At 70.3% G+C, this 19,883-nt stretch carries 20 protein-coding genes; 11 read left to right on the top strand and 9 right to left on the bottom strand.

What is annotated here, in order from left to right:
- Window positions 1-264: 264 nt before the first annotated feature.
- Together LCY71_RS16855 and LCY71_RS16850 are read right to left on the bottom strand one after the other, a co-directional pair.
- Complete coding sequence (locus tag LCY71_RS16855; protein WP_225334304.1) at window positions 265-1,773, bottom strand: small ribosomal subunit Rsm22 family protein; 1,509 nt, start codon at window positions 1,771-1,773, stop codon at window positions 265-267.
- A gap of 19 nt (window positions 1,774-1,792) precedes the next feature.
- Window positions 1,793-2,521: a prephenate dehydrogenase/arogenate dehydrogenase family protein gene (locus LCY71_RS16850; protein WP_225334303.1), complete on the bottom strand. Its 729-nt coding sequence runs from the start codon at window positions 2,519-2,521 to the stop codon at window positions 1,793-1,795.
- 184 nt (window positions 2,522-2,705) lie between these two features.
- Here LCY71_RS16850 and LCY71_RS16845 point away from each other — a divergent pair, with 184 nt between their 5' ends.
- Complete coding sequence (locus LCY71_RS16845) at window positions 2,706-3,479, top strand: fumarylacetoacetate hydrolase family protein (RefSeq protein WP_225334302.1); 774 nt, start codon at window positions 2,706-2,708, stop codon at window positions 3,477-3,479.
- Here the strand turns inward: LCY71_RS16845 and LCY71_RS16840 are convergent.
- A complete protein-coding gene (locus LCY71_RS16840) occupies window positions 3,476-4,066 on the bottom strand; it encodes a DUF7509 family protein (protein WP_225334301.1) in 591 nt (196 codons plus the stop codon). The genes LCY71_RS16845 and LCY71_RS16840 overlap by 4 nt on opposite strands.
- A gap of 99 nt (window positions 4,067-4,165) precedes the next feature.
- Between LCY71_RS16840 and LCY71_RS16835 the strand changes: the two genes are divergently transcribed.
- Window positions 4,166-4,555, top strand: a complete 390-nt coding sequence (locus tag LCY71_RS16835) for an ArsR/SmtB family transcription factor (RefSeq protein ID WP_225334300.1) — start codon at window positions 4,166-4,168, stop codon at window positions 4,553-4,555.
- An 82-nt stretch (window positions 4,556-4,637) separates the two neighbouring features.
- A complete protein-coding gene (locus LCY71_RS16830) occupies window positions 4,638-6,272 on the top strand; it encodes a GMC family oxidoreductase (protein ID WP_225334299.1) in 1,635 nt (544 codons plus the stop codon).
- A 63-nt stretch (window positions 6,273-6,335) separates the two neighbouring features.
- On the opposite strand, the gene LCY71_RS16825 is transcribed toward LCY71_RS16830, so the two are convergent.
- The 3 genes from LCY71_RS16825 to LCY71_RS16815 all read right to left on the bottom strand — a co-directional run bounded on the left by LCY71_RS16825 (window position 6,336) and on the right by LCY71_RS16815 (window position 8,155).
- On the bottom strand, window positions 6,336-7,256 hold the full coding sequence (locus LCY71_RS16825; RefSeq protein WP_225334298.1) for a TIGR03571 family LLM class oxidoreductase: 921 nt from the start codon (window positions 7,254-7,256) through the stop codon (window positions 6,336-6,338).
- Window positions 7,257-7,329: 73 nt separating this feature from the next.
- Window positions 7,330-7,779, bottom strand: coding sequence for a CopD family protein (locus LCY71_RS16820; protein WP_225334297.1), 450 nt, complete (start codon window positions 7,777-7,779; stop codon window positions 7,330-7,332).
- A gap of 100 nt (window positions 7,780-7,879) precedes the next feature.
- A complete protein-coding gene (locus LCY71_RS16815; protein WP_225334296.1) occupies window positions 7,880-8,155 on the bottom strand; it encodes a hypothetical protein in 276 nt (91 codons plus the stop codon).
- Between the two features lie 181 nt (window positions 8,156-8,336).
- Between LCY71_RS16815 and LCY71_RS16810 the strand changes: the two genes are divergently transcribed.
- Window positions 8,337-9,344 (top strand): asparaginase, encoded by a 1,008-nt coding sequence (locus LCY71_RS16810; protein WP_225334295.1) that lies wholly within the window; start codon window positions 8,337-8,339, stop codon window positions 9,342-9,344.
- Window positions 9,345-9,389: 45 nt separating this feature from the next.
- Here the strand turns inward: LCY71_RS16810 and LCY71_RS16805 are convergent, their stop codons facing one another.
- Window positions 9,390-10,289 (bottom strand): polysaccharide deacetylase family protein, encoded by a 900-nt coding sequence (locus LCY71_RS16805; protein WP_225334294.1) that lies wholly within the window; start codon window positions 10,287-10,289, stop codon window positions 9,390-9,392.
- A gap of 349 nt (window positions 10,290-10,638) precedes the next feature.
- Between LCY71_RS16805 and LCY71_RS16800 the strand changes: the two genes are divergently transcribed.
- From LCY71_RS16800 to tpiA, 6 genes are all read left to right on the top strand, one after another.
- Window positions 10,639-11,937, top strand: coding sequence for a TIGR00341 family protein (locus LCY71_RS16800; RefSeq protein WP_225334293.1), 1,299 nt, complete (start codon window positions 10,639-10,641; stop codon window positions 11,935-11,937).
- Window positions 11,938-12,021: 84 nt separating this feature from the next.
- A complete protein-coding gene (gene hisC, locus LCY71_RS16795) occupies window positions 12,022-13,095 on the top strand; it encodes a histidinol-phosphate transaminase (RefSeq protein ID WP_225334292.1) in 1,074 nt (357 codons plus the stop codon).
- A gap of 31 nt (window positions 13,096-13,126) precedes the next feature.
- On the top strand, window positions 13,127-13,633 hold the full coding sequence (locus LCY71_RS16790) for an adenylate kinase family protein (RefSeq protein WP_225334291.1): 507 nt from the start codon (window positions 13,127-13,129) through the stop codon (window positions 13,631-13,633).
- Entirely contained in the window at window positions 13,630-14,238 is a 609-nt protein-coding gene (locus tag LCY71_RS16785; protein WP_225334290.1) for a CDP-alcohol phosphatidyltransferase family protein, read from the top strand. The genes LCY71_RS16790 and LCY71_RS16785 overlap by 4 nt, the downstream gene beginning before the upstream one ends.
- A gap of 40 nt (window positions 14,239-14,278) precedes the next feature.
- Entirely contained in the window at window positions 14,279-14,824 is a 546-nt protein-coding gene (locus tag LCY71_RS16780; protein WP_225334289.1) for a multiprotein bridging factor aMBF1, read from the top strand.
- Window positions 14,825-15,056: 232 nt separating this feature from the next.
- Entirely contained in the window at window positions 15,057-15,701 is a 645-nt protein-coding gene (tpiA, locus tag LCY71_RS16775) for a triose-phosphate isomerase (RefSeq protein WP_225334288.1), read from the top strand.
- Between the two features lie 21 nt (window positions 15,702-15,722).
- On the opposite strand, the gene LCY71_RS16770 is transcribed toward tpiA, so the two are convergent.
- Window positions 15,723-17,747, bottom strand: a complete 2,025-nt coding sequence (locus LCY71_RS16770; protein WP_225334287.1) for a helicase HerA domain-containing protein — start codon at window positions 17,745-17,747, stop codon at window positions 15,723-15,725.
- Between the two features lie 296 nt (window positions 17,748-18,043).
- Here LCY71_RS16770 and LCY71_RS16765 point away from each other — a divergent pair, with 296 nt between their 5' ends.
- Window positions 18,044-18,430, top strand: coding sequence for a hypothetical protein (locus LCY71_RS16765; protein WP_225334286.1), 387 nt, complete (start codon window positions 18,044-18,046; stop codon window positions 18,428-18,430).
- A gap of 16 nt (window positions 18,431-18,446) precedes the next feature.
- Here the strand turns inward: LCY71_RS16765 and dinB are convergent, their stop codons facing one another.
- On the bottom strand, window positions 18,447-19,805 hold the full coding sequence (dinB, locus tag LCY71_RS16760; protein ID WP_225334285.1) for a DNA polymerase IV: 1,359 nt from the start codon (window positions 19,803-19,805) through the stop codon (window positions 18,447-18,449).
- Window positions 19,806-19,883: the final 78 nt, after the last annotated feature.

The following is a 19,883-nucleotide window of genomic DNA, read 5'->3' as shown; positions in this document are numbered from 1 at the left end:
GTCCCTCTGCGCAAAAAACGCACCGCCTAGGCACGTCTCGCTCTCCTGTCTCCGTTCGTCCAGTCGCTGCAACCGCTCGCTCCGACGATGCCCCCGGAAGCCCCCTCCCGCTCGCGGCCGCTGGCTCGCTGCGCTCCTCGGTCGCTACGCTCCCTGCGGTGCTCAACTTCGCCAGCGGCCGCGACCGATCGGCCCCTTCCGGAGTCCCGCCCGAGTTGTTCGGCCAGTCGCGATCCGAACGGCGGCTGCCGGGCCGTGGCGTCCCTACGGCGGCACGCGGTCGACGACGGCCTCGTCGTCGACGACCACGTTGTAGGCCCCCTCGTCGTCGTTCCACAGCACGAGGGCGTTCTCGAAGGACAGGAGTTCGCCGTAGTCGGCCCGCCGGAGGTCGGCGTTGAGAATGTCCTCCTCTGTGAGGACGGCGAAGAAGTCGTCCTGCTGGCTGCCGTCGCCGATCAAGTAGAGCGGGTTGCCGCCGTCGGCGAGGTCGTGGCTCAGTTTGACCGCCATGAGGTCGACCCGGTTGGTCACCAGGTCCTCGGCGTCGGCCATCCTGGCGACCCGGGAGCGGTCGCCGCGGGCGGCGATGCCGGTCCGGCCGTCGGTCCGCAGGACCGAGTAGGCGTACTGGACGTCGACGTTGACGAACTCGCCGTCCCCGCGGCTCGCGTGTCGCCTCGCTTCGCTCGGCTCCCGCTCGCTCTGGTCAAGGCCGCTCGCTGATTCCGAGGGCTCCTCTCGGTCGCCCTCGTGGTCTGATTCAGTGGCTGCCTCGTCCAGCCGGCGCTGGAACCCCGGCACGTCGAGGTCGGGCTTGACGTCGAACGACCACGACTCGCTGTCGGGGGACTCGCCGGGCCACAGGCGGACGGTCGGCGCGTAGACGGTCGCGGGTCCGCGGTCGGCGACGGCGCGCTCGTACTCGCGGAGGCCCGTGGCGGTGTTGCGGTCCGCGGGCGCGAGCGCGACGACGCTGCCGTCCTCGGCGAGCCAGTCCAGCGACTCGCGGAGGACCGCCTCGGGGTCGTCGAGTTCGCTCAGGACGTTCGCGAACAGGACCAGATCGTACTCGCCGTCGTCGCCGGGCTCGAAGTCCTCGATCGCCTCGCGGTGGACCGACGCGTGGACGTTCGTGTCGGTCTCGTCGAGCATCGCTTCGAGGACGTCCGCGCCGGCTCCGGGTTCGACGGCCTCGTACTCGACCAGCGCGTCCTCGGGCAGGAGGTCGATCAGCCCCAGCGCCGGGCCGCCGACGCCCGCGCCGACGTCCAGCACCCGGAGGTGATTCGGCAGGAGGCCGTCCGCGGCCAGGTCGGCGAGCACGTACTGGGTCGCCGCGTAGTAGTCCGGCAGGTGGTAGACGGCGTAGGAAAGCGCCGTCAGGTCGTCGTAATCGACGGACTGCTGGCGGAGGTACCGCTCCTTGACGGCGCGGATGCGCTCGCGGAGGCGGTCGCCGCTCTCGCCCTCGGGCCAGCCGGCGCCGAACTCCGCGACGAGGCGGTCCTCCAGCCGCCTGGCGTGGGCGTCCGGGAGGGCGTCGACGCCGTCGAAGTCGACCGACAGCGGCCCCTCCTCGACCGGGGCGAACGTACCGTCCTCCCGCTCGATCAGACCGAGGTCGGGGGCCTCCTCGCGGAGCACCTGCCGCACGACCGCGGGGTGGGGCTCGCCCTCGACGTACTCGTAGATCTCCTCGGGGTCGATCGGTCGGACCTGCCGGAGGTACTTCGCGTTGTCCCTGATCCGCTCGCGGGTCTCCGGGTTCATCGTTCGTCGTTGACTGGGGTCATAGTTGCTCGTAGAGTTCCGCGAACGCCTCCTGGTCGGCGTCGGCGATGCGCCGGGCGGCGTCGGCCACGTCGTCGGCCCCGTCGAAGGCGGCCTGAATGTCCGAATAGACGCGAGCCTCGCCGCCGGTGACCTGCTCGACCAGGTCGAACAGGCCCTCGGAGATGGGCGTGTGGAACGCGTCGGGCACCTCCTCGGCGGCCACGGCGAACGCGAGGACGGCCGTGTGGGCGCGCGCCTGGACGGTCTCCATCGCCTCGTCGTGCTCCGCGGGCGTGGTCTCGAAGGTCTCGTTGCCCCGGTCGGTCAGCCGCTCGCGGACGGCCTCCGTGAGCGGACCGGACTCGTCGACGACGGTGGCGACGGCCCCCGGCGCGTTTTCCGGGGCGAACAGCGGGTGGAGGCTCGCCCGCTCGCCGTCCGGGCAGTGCTCGCGCATGGCCGCGATCGGGTCGCGCATGCTCCCCGTCACGTCGCAGATCGCTCGCTCCGCGGCGTCGGCGTACTCGGCGATCACGTCGGCCGCGGCCGGGAGCGGGACGGCGACGCAGACGAGGTCGAACGTCTCCTCGACCGGCGCGTCGACAGTGCGGCCGCCGACGGCCTCGGCGGCTTCCCTCGCCGCGTCGGGGTCGGCGTCGGCGAACGCCACCTCGTCCTCCTCGCCCGCCGCGGACTCGGCGAACCACCGTCCCATCGCCCCCGCACCGACGACGAGCAGTCTCATTGCGCCGGGGTAGCCCTCGCCCGCTCAAAAGCGGTTCGATGCGTCGACTCGAACGCTCTGGCCGGTTCGGCCGGAGACAGTGCGAGACGGACGACGAACTGGGGAGAGACGCGCGTCGAACCACCCGACGCGAACGCTCCCGCCCTTGTAAACGCTTATCAGGGCGCAACGTGATTCCCGGTCCATGAAACGCGTCCGATTCCGGGACTCCGCCGGGAACGTCCGAGGTGGCCGGTGGACCGTCGAGGACGGCGAGCCGGTGGTCACCGCTGCGGCCGGTCCCTACGGCCGCATCGCCTTCGGCGACGAGTCCTACGCCCCCGAGGAGGTCGACATCCTCCCGCCCTGCGAACCCACCAAGATCGTCTGCATCGGCCGGAACTACGCCGACCACGCCGACGAGATGGGCAACGACGTCCCCGACCGCCCGCTACTCTTTCTGAAGCCGCCCAACACCGTCGCCAGCCACGACTCGACGGTGACGTTGCTGGCCGACAAGGAGCGGATCGACTACGAGGCCGAGCTCGGCGTCGTCATCGGCGAGCAGTGCAAGAACGTCAGCGCCAAAAACGCCGAGGACGTCATCGCTGGCTACACCTGCGTCAACGACCTCTCGAACCGCGACGACCAGGAGAAAGAGCAGAACTGGGTCCGCGGGAAGGCCTTCGACAACGCGGCGCCCATCGGTCCGCTCGTGGCCACCCCGGAACACCTCCCGGACGACGCGACCATCGAGAGCCGCGTCAACGGCGAGACGAAGCAGTCCTCGTCCATCGACAACCTCATCTTCTCCATCCCCGAGCTGATCGAGGAGATCACCGCCTACATGACGCTGGAGCCGGGCGACGTCATCGCCACCGGCACTCCGGAGGGCGTCGGCCCGCTGACCGACGGCGACGAGGTCGAGATCGAGGTCGAGGGCGTCGGCACGCTGCGACACACCGTCCGGATTCCCTAGTCGTCGAGCCGCTCTAGCTCGCCGGTGTGTTCGGCGTTCATGATCTGTGCGACGAAGGTCCTGAGCCGATCGACCAGCTCGTCCTCGTCGTCGTAGGTCGCCACGGTCGCGTCCCAGCGGCGAGCGAGGCTGTCGATCATCGCGCTGCGGACGCCCGTCTCGTGGACGAAGACGACCCGCTCCTGGCGCTGGCCGTCGATGCCCTCCAGCACCGACCCCGTCTCGATCCCCACGCCGAGGTTCTTCCCGATCTGCGGCGCGACGAGCGCGACGACGTTGCTCGCCCGGGCGAACTCGATACTCTGGGTCGCGGCGTCCATCTCGTCGAGCGGGATGTCCGCGTCGATCGCCAGAAAGGCGTTGACGCCGATCTCCTCTCTGAGCCGGTCCCGCGTCCGTTCGAGCAGTGCCTGGACGTCCTCGGTCTCACCGGCCTCGTCCGGGGTGCCGTCCAAGAACGGGGTGTCCTCGGCCGCGCCCTCGGGTACCACGTCCTCGACGTCGAACGCCTTGTACGGTCCCATCAGGTAGATCAGGAATCGCCGGTACCTGACCGGCGGGAGGGTTTCTATCAGCCGGTCGCGCATGGTAGAAATCCCGGCCGCTTCCTACTTAAATCCGGGTGTTTTCAGCGAAAGCTGACTCAACAACGACTAAGTAGTGACGGAGAGTAACCATTAGTAACGATGGTTGACGCAACCGACGCAGGCCGGGGTGCCGAACCGCCGGATCCGCTCCTCCCCGAGGACAGCGTCCTCGATCTGGCGGACTACCTGGCGATGCAGCGCGCCATCGGCAACGAGACGCGGTTCCGGATCCTCCGGACGCTGGCCCGCAACGGCGACCTGAGCGCGACGGAACTACGTGAGACGCTCGACGTCGAAGCGAACAACCTCCACTACCACCTCGACGAGCTGGTCGATGTCGGCCTCGTGCAGAACCGCAAGCGGTCCGAGCCGGACCGGGACGGGCTGTACTCCTACTACCGCGTCAGTCCGCTCGGCGTGGCGATGCTCGACCACGGCGTCGAGGAATTGCTGCGGCGTGAGCAGGTGTTCGCCGACCGCTACGCCTGACGCTCGACTCGTTCTCTTCCGCGCTGCCGCTCGCCACCCACATGGCAAGCCATAAGTTTAGGCTCGCCTAATCGCGGGCCGAATGGCCGACAGGACGCCCGCGCCGCGACAGGACGTCTGCGTCGTGGGCGCGGGACCGGCGGGCTCGCTCGTGGCGCATCGGCTCGCCAGCGCCGGCTACGACGTGACGGTGCTGGAGGCCGGGCCGCGGTTCGACGGCGACCGAGAGGAGCGCGAACGGCGCATGGAACGCGCCATCAGACCCGACCGCGGCGGCGTCTGGGGAATGGGCGGCGAGCGCGACGCCTTCTCCGCCTCCGGCGATCGGTTCTACCCGCTCGACGCCGCCCGGGTGAAGGGCGTCGGCGGGTCGACGCTGCACTGGCAGGGGATGGTGATGCGCCTGCACGAGGCGGACTTCGACGGCGACCTGCCCAACGACGACCCGGCGTGGCCGCTCTCCTACGAGGACCTGCGGCCCTACTACGCCGAGGCCGAGCGGGCGCTGGGGGTCGCCGGCTCCTCGGAGAACCCCTTCGCGCCGCCGCGGGAGGAGCCGCATCCGATGCCGGCCTTCGAGCCCTCCTACAGCGACTCGCTGTTCGCGAAAGCGTGCGAGCGTCTGGGCATCGCGACCCACGCCGTCCCCAACGCCCGCAACTCGGAGGGGTACGACGGGCGGAGCGCCTGCGTCGGCTACGGCACGTGCCAGCCAGTCTGTCCCTCCGGCGCAAAGTACAGCGCGGACACCCACGCCGAGAAGGCCGAGGACGAGGGCGCCCGCGTCGTCGACCGCGCCCCGGTCCAGCGGCTGGAGACCGACGGCGAGGGGCGCGTCGAGGCGGCCGTCTACGCCACGCCCGACGGCGACGAGCACCGCCAGCCCGCCCGCGAGTTCGTCCTCGCCGCAGGCGGCGTCGAGATCCCGCGCCTCCTCCTGCTGTCGCGCTCGTCGGACCACCCCGACGGGCTGGCCAACTCCTCGGGGGCCGTGGGACGGTACTTCATGGAGCACCTCTTCGCCGGCGCCGGCGGGACGCTGGACCGAGAGACCCGCCAGAACCACGTCGGGTTCATCACCAGCGAGTCCCACCAGTTCTACGACGACCCCGGGCAGGCCGTCGAGCGCGACGGTGAGACGGTGGTGCCGGCGGCCGGCGACGAGCCGCTGTCGCCGATCAAACTGGAGTTCCTCAACTACGCCGGCCCGTCACCGGTCGAGCTGGCCGTCGACGCCGACGACTGGGGCGACTCGCTCCTCTCTGACCTCCGGGACGCGTACGGCGACCACGTCGCGATGGGCGGACTCGTGGGCCAGCCGCCCCGACCGGAGAACCGCGTGACGCTGGACGCTGACACCACCGACGATCACGGCAACCCCGTGCCGGACATACAGTGGTCGTGGGGCCCGCGAGTCAAGCGGACGCTTGCGCGGGCGAACGAGGTCCAGACCGCCGTCCTCGGCGAACTGGGAGCCGACGTCGAGTGGACGGTCGGCCCGGACGAGACCGGCCCGGCCTTCCACCACATGGGTACCACGCGGATGGGGACCGATCCGGCGGAGAGCGTCGTGAACCCCCGCCTGCGGACCCACGACGTCGCGAACCTCTGGGTCGCCTCCTCCAGTGTCTTCCCGACGGCGGGCTCGATGAACCCCACGCTCACCATCGCCGCGCTGGCGCTGCAGTGCGCCGATCACCTCGACGAGCGGCTCTGACTTCTGGTATTAGCCACCTTTAGAGGGTATTTGCCACCATCTGACGGGTGTAAATACCAGAGATCAGACCCGCTCGATCACGTTTTCGGCGAAGCGGGTCAGCTCCCGCTCCGGTTCGTCGCCCCACGTCGAGACGAGGACGTGGTCGACGCCCAGGTCGTCCAGCCGGCGGAAGTAGTCGGCGTACCACTCGCTGCCGGCGCGGTAGCCGAGGTGGAGCGGCTCCGGATCGGCCGCCGGGTTGTCGGCGAGTTCGGTCCGGACGGCCGTCGCGTAGGGCTTCTCGCCCGCGGCCTCGCGCCAGTCGTCGAGGTACGATTCGAGCGTGTCCTCGGGGAGGTGGTAGAAGAACCAGCCGTCGCCGTGTTCGGCGATCCACTCGACTTCCTGGCGGGCGTGGCCGGTCGGGAGCATCGGTATCGTCTCCGCCGTCGGCTTCGGGACGAGGTCCATCTCGCTGTCGAGCGACCCCCACGACCCCTCGGCCTCGGGGAACTCATCGGTCCAGAGCGTCCGCAGGAGGTCGACGTGTTCGCGGAAGCGCTCGCCTCGCTCCTCGGCGTCGACGTCGAACGCGGCGAACTCCGGGTCGCGGTCGCCCGTCGCGACGCCCATGACGAACCGACCCTCGGAGATGCGGTCCAGCGACGCCGCCTCCTTGGCGACGTGGAGCGGGTGCCGCAGCGGCAGGACGACGCTTGCGGTGCCCAAGGCTATCTCGTCGGTGTGCGCCGCGGCGTGGCTCAGCCAGGTCCAGGGGTCGAAGGTCTGCCCGGCGTCGCCGAAGCGCGGCCAGTACAGCGGGACGTCCCGCGCCCACAGCGCGTCGTAGCCCAGCGCCTCCGCGCGGGCGGCGAGGTCCATCTCCTCGCCGACCGGCGGCCGGGACTCCCGGGACTCGGTCAGCGGGAACCCGACGCCGAACGTGAGATCGTCCGTCCCGAACAGCCGCTCGAAGCCGGCGTTGACGTGGCCCTCGGTCACGGCCGCCCATCGGGTACGCGCGGCTTTGGGGGCTGCGGTTCCGGAAAAGCGATGGCATGCCGGCGACGCCGCCCTACACCCCGAGGATGATGCCGGCGTCGAGCAGCAGCAGGACCGCGACGACCGACGCGGCGAGGAACAGCGTCCGGGCGTTCCGGGCCGGCGTCCGAACCTTCTCGGCCTCGAAGCCGTCCCGGAGCCGGCTCGCGCCGACCTCGACCAGCCCGGCCAGCGCGAACCAGAGGACGACCATGGCGACGACGAGGTTCCCCCGGACGCTCTCCAGCAGAGCGCCGAAGCCGTACCGGGTCGCGGCCAGGTGGCCACCGGTCACCAGAAGCAGCAGGGCGCTGGCCCGCGAGATCGTGGTGAGCTTCCCCGTCATCCGCAGGAGCGGCCCGGGCTCGGCGTCGCCGTCGTAGGCCGTCGGGAGGACGGCGTAGGTCACGAACAGTACGCTGCCGGTCCACAGACCGGCGAACAGCAGGTGTACCGCGTACACCCCAGCCAGAACGGGATCCATGGCCGGGTCTGAGGACCGGCGTCTCTTGAAATGGTGTGGTTTCGCGGTCAGACAGCGGCTCTCCGCGTGACCCGGAGCGAATCGTTCGTGCCGACGCTCCTCACTTGTCGTCCAGCGCAGCCGCGATCGCCTCCAGCTCGGCCTTCCGGAACGGCCGGTCGGCGGCGTCGGGGTCGTCGTCCAGCCCGCCGACCGCCTGCCGGATCGCGGCGCGCATCTCCGACTTCGGCGGGAGGCGGCCGTCCCCGACGTCCCGGTCGAACGCCTCGCAGACGGCAGCGATGCTCTCCTTCGTGAACCCGGTCGACTCGGGGCGCTCGAACCGGTCCACGGACTGGCGGATCTCGTTGCGGAGTTCGCCGACGGTCGGTGACATACCAGCGACGAGCGGTGGCGTCGCCCTGTACGTTTCGGTCAGCGGGACCAGAGTGGGGCCGGCGTCCCAACTAATACTGCCGGCTGTAACATTTCGAAAGTACTCGCCACCCCCGTGGTGGCGAGTATCTTTACGAACTTACAGCCGGCAGTATAAGGCGACGCCGTCCGAACTCTCCTCCGTGCCACCCACTATCACTGTTCTGGGAACCGGCGGGACCATCGCGTCCACGGAGGGCGAGGCGGGCGCGACGCCGACGCTCTCGGCCGAGGAGCTACTCGACGCCGTGCCGGAGATCCGGGAGCATGCCAAGTTGACGACCGAGCAGGTCGCACAGGTCCCGAGCTTCGAGATGGACTTCGAGACGCTCGCGGACGTGCGGCGGGCCGTGCGCGACGCGGCCGGAGCGGCCGACGGAATCGTCGTCACCCACGGTACCGACACGATGGAGGAGTCGGCCTATTACCTCGACCTGACGCTCGACGTCGACGCGCCCGTCGTGTTCACGGGCGCCCAGCGCCCCGCCGACGAGTTGAGCTCGGACGGCCCTGCCAACCTGCTGACCGCGGTCCGCGCCGCGACCGACGAGCGGGTCCGCGACGCCGGCGGCGTCTACGTCGCCTTCGACGAGGAGCTCCACGCCGCCCGGGGCGTCACGAAGGCCCACACCCGGAAACTCGCGGGCTTCGCGTCCCCGGAGTCCGGGCCCGTGGCGTCGTTCACCCGCGAGGACGTCCGCTTCCACCGCGAGCCGGGGAGCCGGTCGGGGTCGATTCCCGTCGACCGGGGGAACGCTGAGGGAGGTCGAGAGGAAGCGGACGCAGAACCGACTGTGGAGATGGTCAAGAGCGCCGTCGGAGTCGACGGCGGCGGGATCCAGCGCGCGGTCGAGCGCGGTGCCGACGGCGTCGTGCTGGAGGCGACGGGCGCCGGCAACGCGACGGGACCCATCGGCGACGCGGTGGCAGCAGCTATCGACGAGGGAGTTCCCGTCGTCGTGACCTCGCGGTCTTACGAGGGCCCCGTCGCGCCGATTTACGGCACGCCCGGGGGCGGACAGACGATCCGCGACCACGGCGCCATCTTCGCCGGCGACCTGCCCGCTCACAAGGCGCGGCTGAAGCTCCGCCTCGCGCTCGGCGAGACGACGGACGTCGAGGAGCTGCGGGCGCACTTCGAGGACGACTGAACCGTTGCAAGCGTCTGCGGCCGATCACCGACGGCCGCTGGCCGCTCAGACGAACTCGCCTTCGGGCTCGTACACCGACGGGTCCTCCTGGTACTTCCGGGCGACGTCCTCGACCGTTTTGAACTCGGCGCGGTCGTGGTCCTTGACGTACCGGATGAAGTCTTCCAACAGGGGGATCATGTGGGGCTTCCCGTAGACGTCGGGGTGGATGGTGAGCGTGTAGACCCCGGCCCCGCGGCGGTCGTAGAGGTAGTCGAACTGGGCCTTGTAGTACTTCTCGTGCATCGTCTCGGGGTCGGCGTACCCGGTGTTGTAGTAGGGGTGCTTGATGAACAGCATCGGAGGGATGTCGTCGCGGTACCAGCTGATCGGTACCTCGACGACGTCGAGTTCCTCGCCGTACTCGTACGGTTCCATCCAGCTCTCGGCCTCGGCGTCGTAGTCGATCTTCTCCCAGCTGTCGCCCGTCCGTACCTGCCGGGGCTCGAACTCGCTCTCCATGAGGCTGCTGTCGTAGAGGAAGTCGTACTCGTCGAGCAGGTCGGCCGTGTTCTCGCTGAACTCCCACCAGCTGGCGCGGTGGCCGACCGGTCGCTCCCCGGTCACGTCCTCGATCAGCTCTATCGAGGCCTCGATGATGGCGGCCTCCTGCTCGCGCGAGAGGTCGCTCGGGTTCTCGTGGGAGTACCCGTGGATCCCGAGCTCGTGACCGGCGTCGGCGACGGCCTGGATCTCCTCGCGGAACGTCTCCAGGGTGTGTCCCGGCACGTACCACGAGGTGTCGATCCCCTCGTTCTCGAAGACGGTGAGCATCCGCGGGACGCCCTCGTTGCCGGCCGAGAGCCCCCGCGAGAGGTCTGCCCGCGAGTCCTCGCCGCCGTACGAACCGAGCCATCCGGCGACGGCGTCCACGTCGACGCCGATCGCCACGTCGATGTCTCCCATGACCGACCCTTCGCCGCGCGTCGTTGAAAGAATAGAGCCGATATCGGACCCGTGATAGACGGTTCCCGGCCCGTAACGTCCGTAACCAGAGGCTACTGGCCCGAGAACGAGTCGGTCGGCTTCCGCTCGCAGAGCCCGGGCTCGGCCCGCAGAGGAAGCGGTAACAGCGGCTTTCCGGCCGGTTCTATCCGTCGCCCGGGAGGATCGCTTCCCGCCGAACGACCGGGCGCTTCGTCGGGAGGACGTCCCGGCACGGACTGGATGCACACTGGGATCGCAACGCCGGACACGCCGCTGTCTCGACCGGAGCGGCGACCTCTATAAGTTTCACACGTGACAACTTCGGCCAATGCGCCTCGTCGAACTCGCTCTCCCATCGGACGTCGTTCCGGCCGTCAAGCGGACGCTGGACGACGAGGGGATCGACTACTACACTATCCGCGAGACGAGCGGGAAAGGGTACGACACGATCGTCCACTTCTCCGTCGAGACGCCCGCCCTCGAGCCGGTCCTCCACCGGCTCTACGAGGCCGGCCTGCGGGCCGAGGACCACGGCGTCATCGTCGACGTCGAGACGGACCTCCTGACGGAAATCTGGCGCGATCATGTCTCCGAATCGCACGTCGGCCACCACGCGCGGATCGCCGACGCCGAACTGCAGACGCAGGCGGCGAACCAGATAATGGACCCCTACTCGTTCGTCCAGATGACCGTCCTGAGCGCGCTCGTCGCGACGGTGGGGCTGATCCTCGACTCGGCGGCGGCCATCATCGGCGCCATGGTCATCGCGCCGCTTCTCGGGCCGGCGCTGAGTTCGACCGTGGGCACCGTCGTCGACGATCAGTCGCTGTTCCGAAAGGGCGTGGTCTACCAGGTCGGGGGCGTGCTAGCCGCGGTGGCGAGCGCGTCGGTGTTCGCGTGGCTCCTCCGGATCACCTCGATCGCCCCGCCGGGCAAAGCCGTCGCGAACACGGCGCAGATCGCGTCGCGGCTGTCTCCGGACATCCTGTCGCTGATCCTCGCGCTCGCGGCCGGCGCGGCGGGCGTACTGAGCCTCGCGACGCGTACCAAGAACGCCATCATCGGCGTGATGATCGCCGCCGCGCTCGTGCCCCCGGCGGCCACGGCGGGGATCGGCATCGCCTGGGACCTCCCGGTCGTCGCCATCGACGCCGGCATCCTCGTCGTCGTGAACGTACTCGCCATCAACCTCGCCGGCCTGGGCGTGTTCTGGTACCTCGGGTACCGGCCGCCGACGTGGCTGGGTATCGAGGAGACGCGCAGGACGCTGCTCAAGCGGTCGACGGTCCTGCTGCTGGCGATCCTCGCCGTGTCCGTGCCCCTGTTCGTGACCACGAACTCGAAGATCCAGGGATCGCAACTGGAGACGCAGGTCGACGACGACGTGCGTCGGGCGATCGACGACTCGCGGTACGAGGACGTCACGGTCCGGAGCGTCAGGGTCGTCAAGAAACCGACGGCCGTGACGCATCCGCCACAGCGCGTCGTCGTGGAACTCGGCGTCCCGCCGGGCGAACACTACCCGCAACTCGCCGAGGAGGTGGGCGAGGCCGTGACCGACGGCACGGACCTCGACGTCGGCGTCCGCGTGCGGTACGTCCACGTCGCGAACCCCGTCAGCCGCTGAGGTCCGCGGACCGGGGCACGAGTGTGTGTGAGCCCGTGCCCACGTGTGGTCACGTTTAAGCGTCGGGGTCTGCTTCCTCCGCCCATGCAACCACGGGACCTCTCCGACCACGCCGTCTACCGGGCGGGGCGGGGGATCGAGGAGGTCGCCCGGGACCTCGGTCTGGACCCGGACGACCTCGTGAAGCTCTCGTCGAACGAGAACATGTTCGGCCCCAGCCCGCGCGCCGTCGAGGCCATCCGCGAGTCCGCGGCCGCCATGCACTCCTACCCGAAGGCCTCCCACGCGGATCTCACGGCGGCCCTCGCCGGCGAATGGGACGTCGACGACGAGCAGATCTGGCTCGCCAACGGCGGCGACGGCGCGCTGGACTACCTCGCGCGGGCGATGCTCGAACCGGGCGACCCGGTGCTCGTGCCCGACCCGGGCTTCGCCTACTACCCGATGAGCGCGCGGTACCACCACGGCACCGTCCGGGAGTACGCCCTCTCGAAGGACGACGACTTCGCCCAGACCGCCGAGACCGTCCTCGCGGACTACGACGGCGAGCGCATCGTCTACGTCACGAGCCCGCACAACCCCACGGGCTCGGAGATGCCGACCGAGGAGGTCGAGCGGCTCGCCGAGGAGACCGACGAGGAGACCCTGATCGTCGTCGACGAGGCCTACGGCGCCTTCACCGAGCGGCCGAGCAAGCGCCCGCTGCTCTCCGAGCGCGACGACGTGGCCCTCCTGCAGACGTTCTCGAAGCTCTACGGCCTGGCCGGCGTCCGCCTGGGCTACGCCGTCGTCCCCGAGGAGTGGGCCGACGCCTACGCTCGCATCAACACGCCGTTCGCCGCGAGCGAGTTGGCCTGCCGCGCCGGCCTCGCCGCGCTGGAGGACGACGAGCACGTCGAGGAGACCGTCAAGACCGCCCGCTGGGCGCGCGAGTACTACCGCGAGAACCTCGACGCCCGTACGTGGGAGAGCGGGGGCAACTTTGTCCTCGCCGAGGTGGGCGACGCCGCGGCCGTCGCCGACGCGGCCCAGCGCGAGGGCGTCATCGTCCGGGACTGCTCCAGCTTCGGCCTGCCGGAGTGCGTCCGCGTCACCTGCGGCACGCGCGAGGACGCCCGCCGCGCGGTCGACGTGCTCAACGGGGTGGTCGACGGATGACGGCGACGCGAGCGACGGAGGTGCGATCCTGATGCGCGTCGCGGTGACGGGCACCCCCGGAACGGGGAAGACGACGGCGACCGAGCGCCTCGAGACCGACCTCGACGTGATCCACCTCAACGACGTCATCCGCGAGGAGGGCCTCTCGGAGGGCGTCGACGAGGAGCGCGACAGCCTCGTCGCCGACATGGAGGCCGTCGCGGAGTGGCTCGACGGCCGCGACGACGCCGTCGTCGACTCCCACCTCGCGCACAACTTCGACGCCGACCGCGTCGTCGTCCTGCGAGCCCACCCCGACGCCGTCGTCGACCGCATCACCGATCGAGGCGAACCGGAGGAGAAGGCGCTGGAGAACGCCGAGAGCGAGGCGCTGGACGTGATCCTCTCGGCGGCCGTCGAGCGCCACGGCCGCGACGCCGTCTACGAGGTCGACACGACGGACCGCGACCCCGACGCCGTCGCCGCCGAGATCGCGGCCGTGATCGACGGGGAGCGCGAACCGAGCGCCGGCGAGGTCTCGTTCGTGGACTGGATATGACGCTGGACAGACTCAGGCCCCTCGCGGACCGCATGCTCGATCCCTTCGTCGGCGCCGCCGCCAGGATCGGACTCACGCCGGACGGGATCAGCGTCGTGGCGTTCCTGATGGCCGTCGGGGCCGGGACGGCCTTCTACCTGGGCGGCGCCGACCCGTCGTGGTACCTCGCGGGCGCGGCCCTCGTCTTCCTGAACGGCTGGCTGGACCTGCTGGACGGCGCGCTCGCGCGCGAGACGTCGACCTCCTCGCGGGCGGGCGACCTGCTCGACCACGTGCTCGACCGGTACGCCGACATCGTGATGCTCGTCGGCCTGGCGGCCGGCATCGCCCGCTACGACCTCGGCCTGGCCGCGGTGACGGGCGTGCTGATGACCTCCTACCTCGGCACCCAGGCCCAGGCCGTCGACCTCGACCGGGTGTACGGCGGCGTCGTCGGCCGCGCCGACCGCCTGGCGCTGATCGGCCTGACCGCGTTCGTCGCGCCGTTCGTCGGCGCCCTCGCCTACGGCCTCGGCCCCGTCGGCTGGCTGCTCGTCTTCCTCGCGGTCGTCGGCCACTTCACCGCCCTCCAGCGGTTCTACTACTCGATGCGGGCACTTCCCTGACGGCGTGCGTTTTATACCCGGCGGCACCGAACGCGCGCACATGGTTCAGTGTGAGATGTGCGGGACGGACGTCGCCTCCCCGAACCGGGTCAAGATCGAAGGCGCGGAACTGGACGTCTGCGACGAGTGCACCGAGTTCGGTACGGAGGTCCGCACGGAGGACGCGTCGAGCACCTCGACGAAGTACTCCACCAGCAGCTCCTCGGGGAGCGGCGGGGGTAGCTCCGGGGGCTCCTCGGGCGGTTCCACGGGTGGGTCCAGCGGCTCCGGTGGCGGTCGCCGCCGGGACATGTTCGACGAGATGGACGAGATCGTCCAGGACTACGACGACCGGATCCGGCAGGCCCGCGAGTCCGAGGGTCTCAGCCAGGAGGACCTGGCCGACCAGCTCAACGAGAAGGCCAGCCTGATCCGCAAGCTCGAACAGGGCGACATGCTCCCCAGCGACGACGTCCAGGAGAAGCTGGAGAACGCTCTCGGGGTCGAACTCAGCGCCGGCGGCAGCGGCGACGAGGACGCCGAGTGGAGCGGGGGCTCCTCCAGCGGCGAGTACACGCTCGGCGACGTCGTCAAGCGCAAGGACTGACGCTCCTTCGCACGTCTCGCGCTGGTGGGGCGTTGCTCGACGGCGAGTTGCGGATCGCCGATCCGGAGCTGACGGGACTCTCATCGCGCTACGGTCGGCCGCGACTTCGCGTCGCTAGCGACGCCTCGCGGTGCCGAACGCCCGGCCGTCGCGTCGCGCGGTACCGGTCCCCTCGCTGACGGATCGGTCTCGTCGCACAACGTATATAGCGGAGCCGTTCGGTGTCCCGGGTATGTTCGTTCTCGTCAACCTGAAGGCGTATCCGTGTGATCCGATCGAGGTCGCCGAGGCCGCGCGCGAGGTCAGCGAGGCGTCCGGCGTCAGAGTCGCCGTCGCGCCCCAGGCCGCCCACATCGACGCCGTCGCCGAGACGGGCGTCGAGACGTGGGCCCAGCACGTCAGCCCCGTCGAGCACGGCAGCCACACCGGCAGCACGCTCGCCGAGGCCGCCGCGGACGCGGGTGCCGTCGGCACGCTGCTCAACCACTCCGAGAACCGGCTGAAGCTCGCGGACATCGACGCCTCGCTGGAGGCGGCCGAGCGGACCGACCTGGAGACCATCGTCTGCGCGAACAACCCAGACCAGATCGCCGCCGCCGCGGCGCTCGGCCCGGACGCCGTCGCCGTCGAGCCGCCGGAGCTGATCGGCACGGGCACGCCCGTCAGCCAGGCCGACCCCGACGTCGTCACCGGTGCTGTCGAGGCCGCCGCGGCTGTCGACGAGGACGTGGACGTGCTCTGCGGCGCCGGCATCTCCACGGGCGACGACGTCGTCGCCGCCGGCGACCTCGGGGCCTCCGGCGTCCTCCTGGCCAGCGGGGTCGCCAAGGCCGACGATCCGCGGGCGGCGCTGGAGGACCTGGTCGAACCGCTGTAAGAGGAATCGCTTCTGCGACGGTTACTCTCCGGTGATCACACGCTCCAGGCGTCCGACCATCCGCTCGACCCGGTCGGGCTCCAGCGTGCGGTCGACGCCCTCGCGGACGAGGTCGGGCAGCCGCGCGTCGTACTGGCCGCGGCCGACGTGCTCGACGAAGCCCGACAGCCGCAGTTCCCGGTTGTTCGAGTACGCGCCGGTGCGGTCGCCGGAGCCCCCCACCGAGAAGTGAGCGTTCAGCGGCGTGTCCGGCCCCTGCTCGACGTAATAGGCCAGCATCCGCCGGGCGGTGACGTTCATCTCCTTGACCTCCGTGATCAGGTCGATGACGTGGCGCTCGACCGCGCCGTCCTCGTCGACGTGCTCGGAGGCGTCGAAGCCGTCGGCCGCGACCCCGTCGTCCGCGACCGAGGCCGTCGCGCTCGACTCGGCACCGGCGTCGCCCCCGACGATCGCGGCCACGGTCGGCTCCCCGCCGGACTCGGCGGCCGCTCCGCCGTCGCCGTCGCCCGACGGACCGCCGTCCGCCCCGCCGGCGATGGCGGGCCCGTCCTCGGCGAAGTTTCCGAAGGCGTCTCCGAGGCCGCCGCCGGAGGTCCGGTCGGCGGGGTCCGCGTCGGTGTTGGTCTCGTCCGGTCGTGCGGGTTCGGCGTCCGCGGCAGCCTCTCCGTCGCCGGTCGCGTCGCCCGCATCGACTTCGTCGTCCGGGTTCGAAGCGTCGTCGACCGCGGCGTCAGCGGCGTCCGTGGTCGCCCCGTTCGCCGCGGCCGCCATCGCCGCCTCCGCGTCGGCCGCGGCGTCGGGGTCCGCGGGCGCGTTCGGTGCGATCTCCGCTCCGTCCGCGTCCGGAGTCGGCGGACCGCCGGTCTCGGTCGCCGCGGCGTCGCCGTTCGAGCGAGCGCCCGCCGGGTCGCCGCCGGTCGCACCGTCGTCCGGTTCGATCTCGGAGAGGCGGCGCTGGCGCATCCGCTCCTGCTCGGTGCGACCGGGGTTGTACCCCTCGACGTGGTCGAGTAGCGCCTCCGTGAACTGCTCGGCCATCCGCGAGAGGTCGCGCGCGTCCTGCAACTCCGTCTCCAGTTCGGCGATGCGGGAGTTCTTCTCGTCGAGCATCTCCCGGAGCTCCCTGATGCGGTCCTCCGTCTCCTCCTTCTCGTCGCTGATCTCGGTCAGTTCGGAGACGAGGTCCTCGCTGACGGACTTCAGTTCCGGGCGCTCGAAGTCGTCCAGGCCGGGCGTGGCGCCGGCGTCGAAGGTCTGCTTGCGGTGGAACTGGACCCGGCGGATCGTCTCGGACCAGTCGGTCATCAGGAACGCCTCGCCGTCGTCTAAGTCCTCGACGGCGTCGGCGTACTCATTGTCGATGATCCGGCCGACCACCTTGGTGTCGTTGTTCCAGGTCAGCCGGTGCCAGACGAGCCAGTCGCACTGCGTGATGTAGTCCTTCTTGACGTCGGCCGGCCGCTGGCTGATCCCGACCATCCCGAGGCCGTGCTTGCGGCCGCGCTTGCCGATCTTGATCATCATCTGACCGACCTCGCCCATCGAGCCCTTCTCGGGCATCCACTCGTGACACTCCTCGACGAGCAGCAGGTACGGTTGCTTCTGCTTTTTGGCCTTCGCGAACATGTGTCGCGCGACCTCGGTCAGGAGGTCCTCGGCCTCCTCCAGGTCGAGGAACGACGAGATGTCGAGGATGATCGGGACGTTCTCCTCCAGCGCCAGCGACGCGATCTTCTCGGCGTGCTCGACGGTGACCTGGATGTCGCACTCCTCGTCGGCGCCGACGTGGAGGATCTCGTACTCCTCCTTGAGGCCGTAGTACTCGCCGTCGATGTCGACCACGAGCAGGCCGAAGCCGTTGTCCAGGAGTTTCTCGGCGATGACCGACGCGGTGTTGGACTTCCCGCTCCCCGACTTCCCGGTCACGAAGCCGCGGCCGGTCAGCAGCTCCACGACCGGCAGGTCGACCGACCGGCCGGGCTCGGCCGACCCTCCCACGCCGGCGCTCGTCGTCGCGACGGTGATTTCCTCGGTCTCTGCCATTCGTTGTCCGACTGGAGCCACTCCCGGCCCATAACTCTCCGTCAGACGCACGTCACGCGCCTGGGGCGACGGACTCCCGGACGTACCGACAGCTTCCCCTACCTCTTTTTACAGAAGTGTTTTTCACGGTGAAAAATAACTGAACGGCGGGGGGAGAGCTGCCGAATCGATGCGTGCGGGACCGGTTAGTACAGTTACAGGTCCCCGTTGATCGGCCAGCACGAACACTATGGACAACTGGGCACGACTACTGGGTTCCCGTGGGCTCCGTGGGGAGGGCCACCGGAACAAACGCTATGGCGGGTGACGTCGATTGGTCGGCTGATGTGGACGTGATGCCGCGCTACGGGACCTTCGTCGAGGGCGGGGCCGTCTACGTCGAGAGCGGCGACGGGGCCGTCGAGGTGGGGTCGCTCGACGAGGTGATCGAGGGCGTCGGCGGACCGGCCTGGACCATCAGCTACACCGCGGCCGAGAAGCGGCGCTATCCGGAGGAGGTCACCGCCGACGAGGGGCTGACCGTGGACGTCGTGGACATGATGCGGACGATGACCCACGGCGAGCGGTTCGTCGCGACGCTGGCCGCCTGCCCCGCCGAGGCGTCCGGGGACGCCGTCCTCTCGCCTCGGATGGGACTGTTCGTCGGCAAACTGCTGGAGAACCTGGAGAACGGGCTGGACTAGAGCCGCGGGCGGCGGGTCAGAAGTCCCCGAGCGTCGACTGGCCCTCGCGGTCGGACTCGCTGTCGCCGGCCGCCGCCCCGCCGGCGTCGTCGCCGTCGCCGTCCGACCAGCGGTCCAGCGATGCCGCGGCCGCGTCGGACTCGTCCGTCTCCCCCTTCTCGTCGTCGGTCGCCTTCTCGCCAGTCGCTGCCTCGTCTGCCCCGTCGCCCGCTCCTTCCCAGCCGGTCAGGCTGGCCTGCTCGCCCTCGGTGAAGGAGAGCTTCGAGACGCGGACGCCGGCTTTCCGGACGCGCTCGCCGTCGAACTCCTCGAGGAGGTCCAGTGCCACCTCCGCCAGCAGGCCCGGGTCCTCGACGGGACCGGGGAGCGAGTGGGCGCGCGTGTTCACGTCGTAGGGCGGCGTGACGACCTTGATCCCGATGGTCTGGTAGAGGACGTCCTTGCTCGCGGCGCGGTCGGCCACGGAGTCGGCCAGCGAGCGGACGCGGTCCCGGACCGCGTCGCGGTCGTCGGTCGGCTCGGCGAAGGCGGACTCCCGCGAGAGGCTCTTGGGCCGGCCGCGCGGGGTCACCTCGCGGTCGTCCTCGCCGCGTGCGAACCGACGTATCTCCAGGCCGCGCTCCCCGAAGCGGTCGGCGAGGCGGTCCGGATCGGCCGTCGCGAGATCGCCGGCGGTCTCGACGCCCAGCTCGCCCAGTTCGTCGGCCGTGACGGGGCCGACGCCGTGGACCTCCTCGACCGGCAGGTCGGCGAAGAACGCCCGGACCTCGCCGGGTCGGACGACGACCAGCCCGTCGGGCTTGTCCCGGTCGCTGGCCACCTTGGCGGCGCTCATCGTCGGGGCGACGCCGACGCTCGCGACGACGCCCGCCTCGGCCTCCACGGTCGCCTTCAGGTCCGCCGCCCACTCGCGGACGCCGTCCCAGCCGACCCGGTCGGTCACGTCCAGGTACGCCTCGTCGATGCTGACCTCGCGGACGACGTCGGCCCGCTCGCGGAGGACGGCCTTGACGTCGCTACTGACGTCCTCGTAGTACTCCATGTCGACGGGCCGGTAGAAGCCGGCCGCCTCGACGTCGAGGTCCGGGTCCCTCGCGGCGTCGACCTTCCGCGGGAGGCGATCGAGGGCCTCCGAGATGGCCATCGCGCTCTCGACGCCGAACTCGCGGGCCTCGTAGCTGGCGGTGGCGACGGCACCGATGGTCTCACCGGGTTCGAAGCCCATGCCCACGACCAGCGGCTCGCCCTCCAGTGCGGGCTCTCGCAACCGCTCGCAGGCCGCGTAGAAGCAGTCCATGTCGACGTGGGCGACGACGCGCTCACTCTCGTCGCTCCCGTCGTCCTCGAACCACCCGGTCTCGCGCTCGGTGCCCATCTGACGTCGGAACACGTTGCCCGCGGACCCACTCGAAGCTGTCGGCTGCGGGGTGCGCGCTCGGACAGTCGGCGAGAG

The sequence above is a fragment of the Halomicrobium urmianum genome (assembly GCF_020217425.1).
In the GTDB taxonomy this organism is placed as follows: Archaea; Halobacteriota; Halobacteria; order Halobacteriales; family Haloarculaceae; genus Halomicrobium; species Halomicrobium urmianum.
Note: the sequence above shows the minus strand (reverse complement) of the source record. Positions and strands in the feature narration are given on the sequence as shown.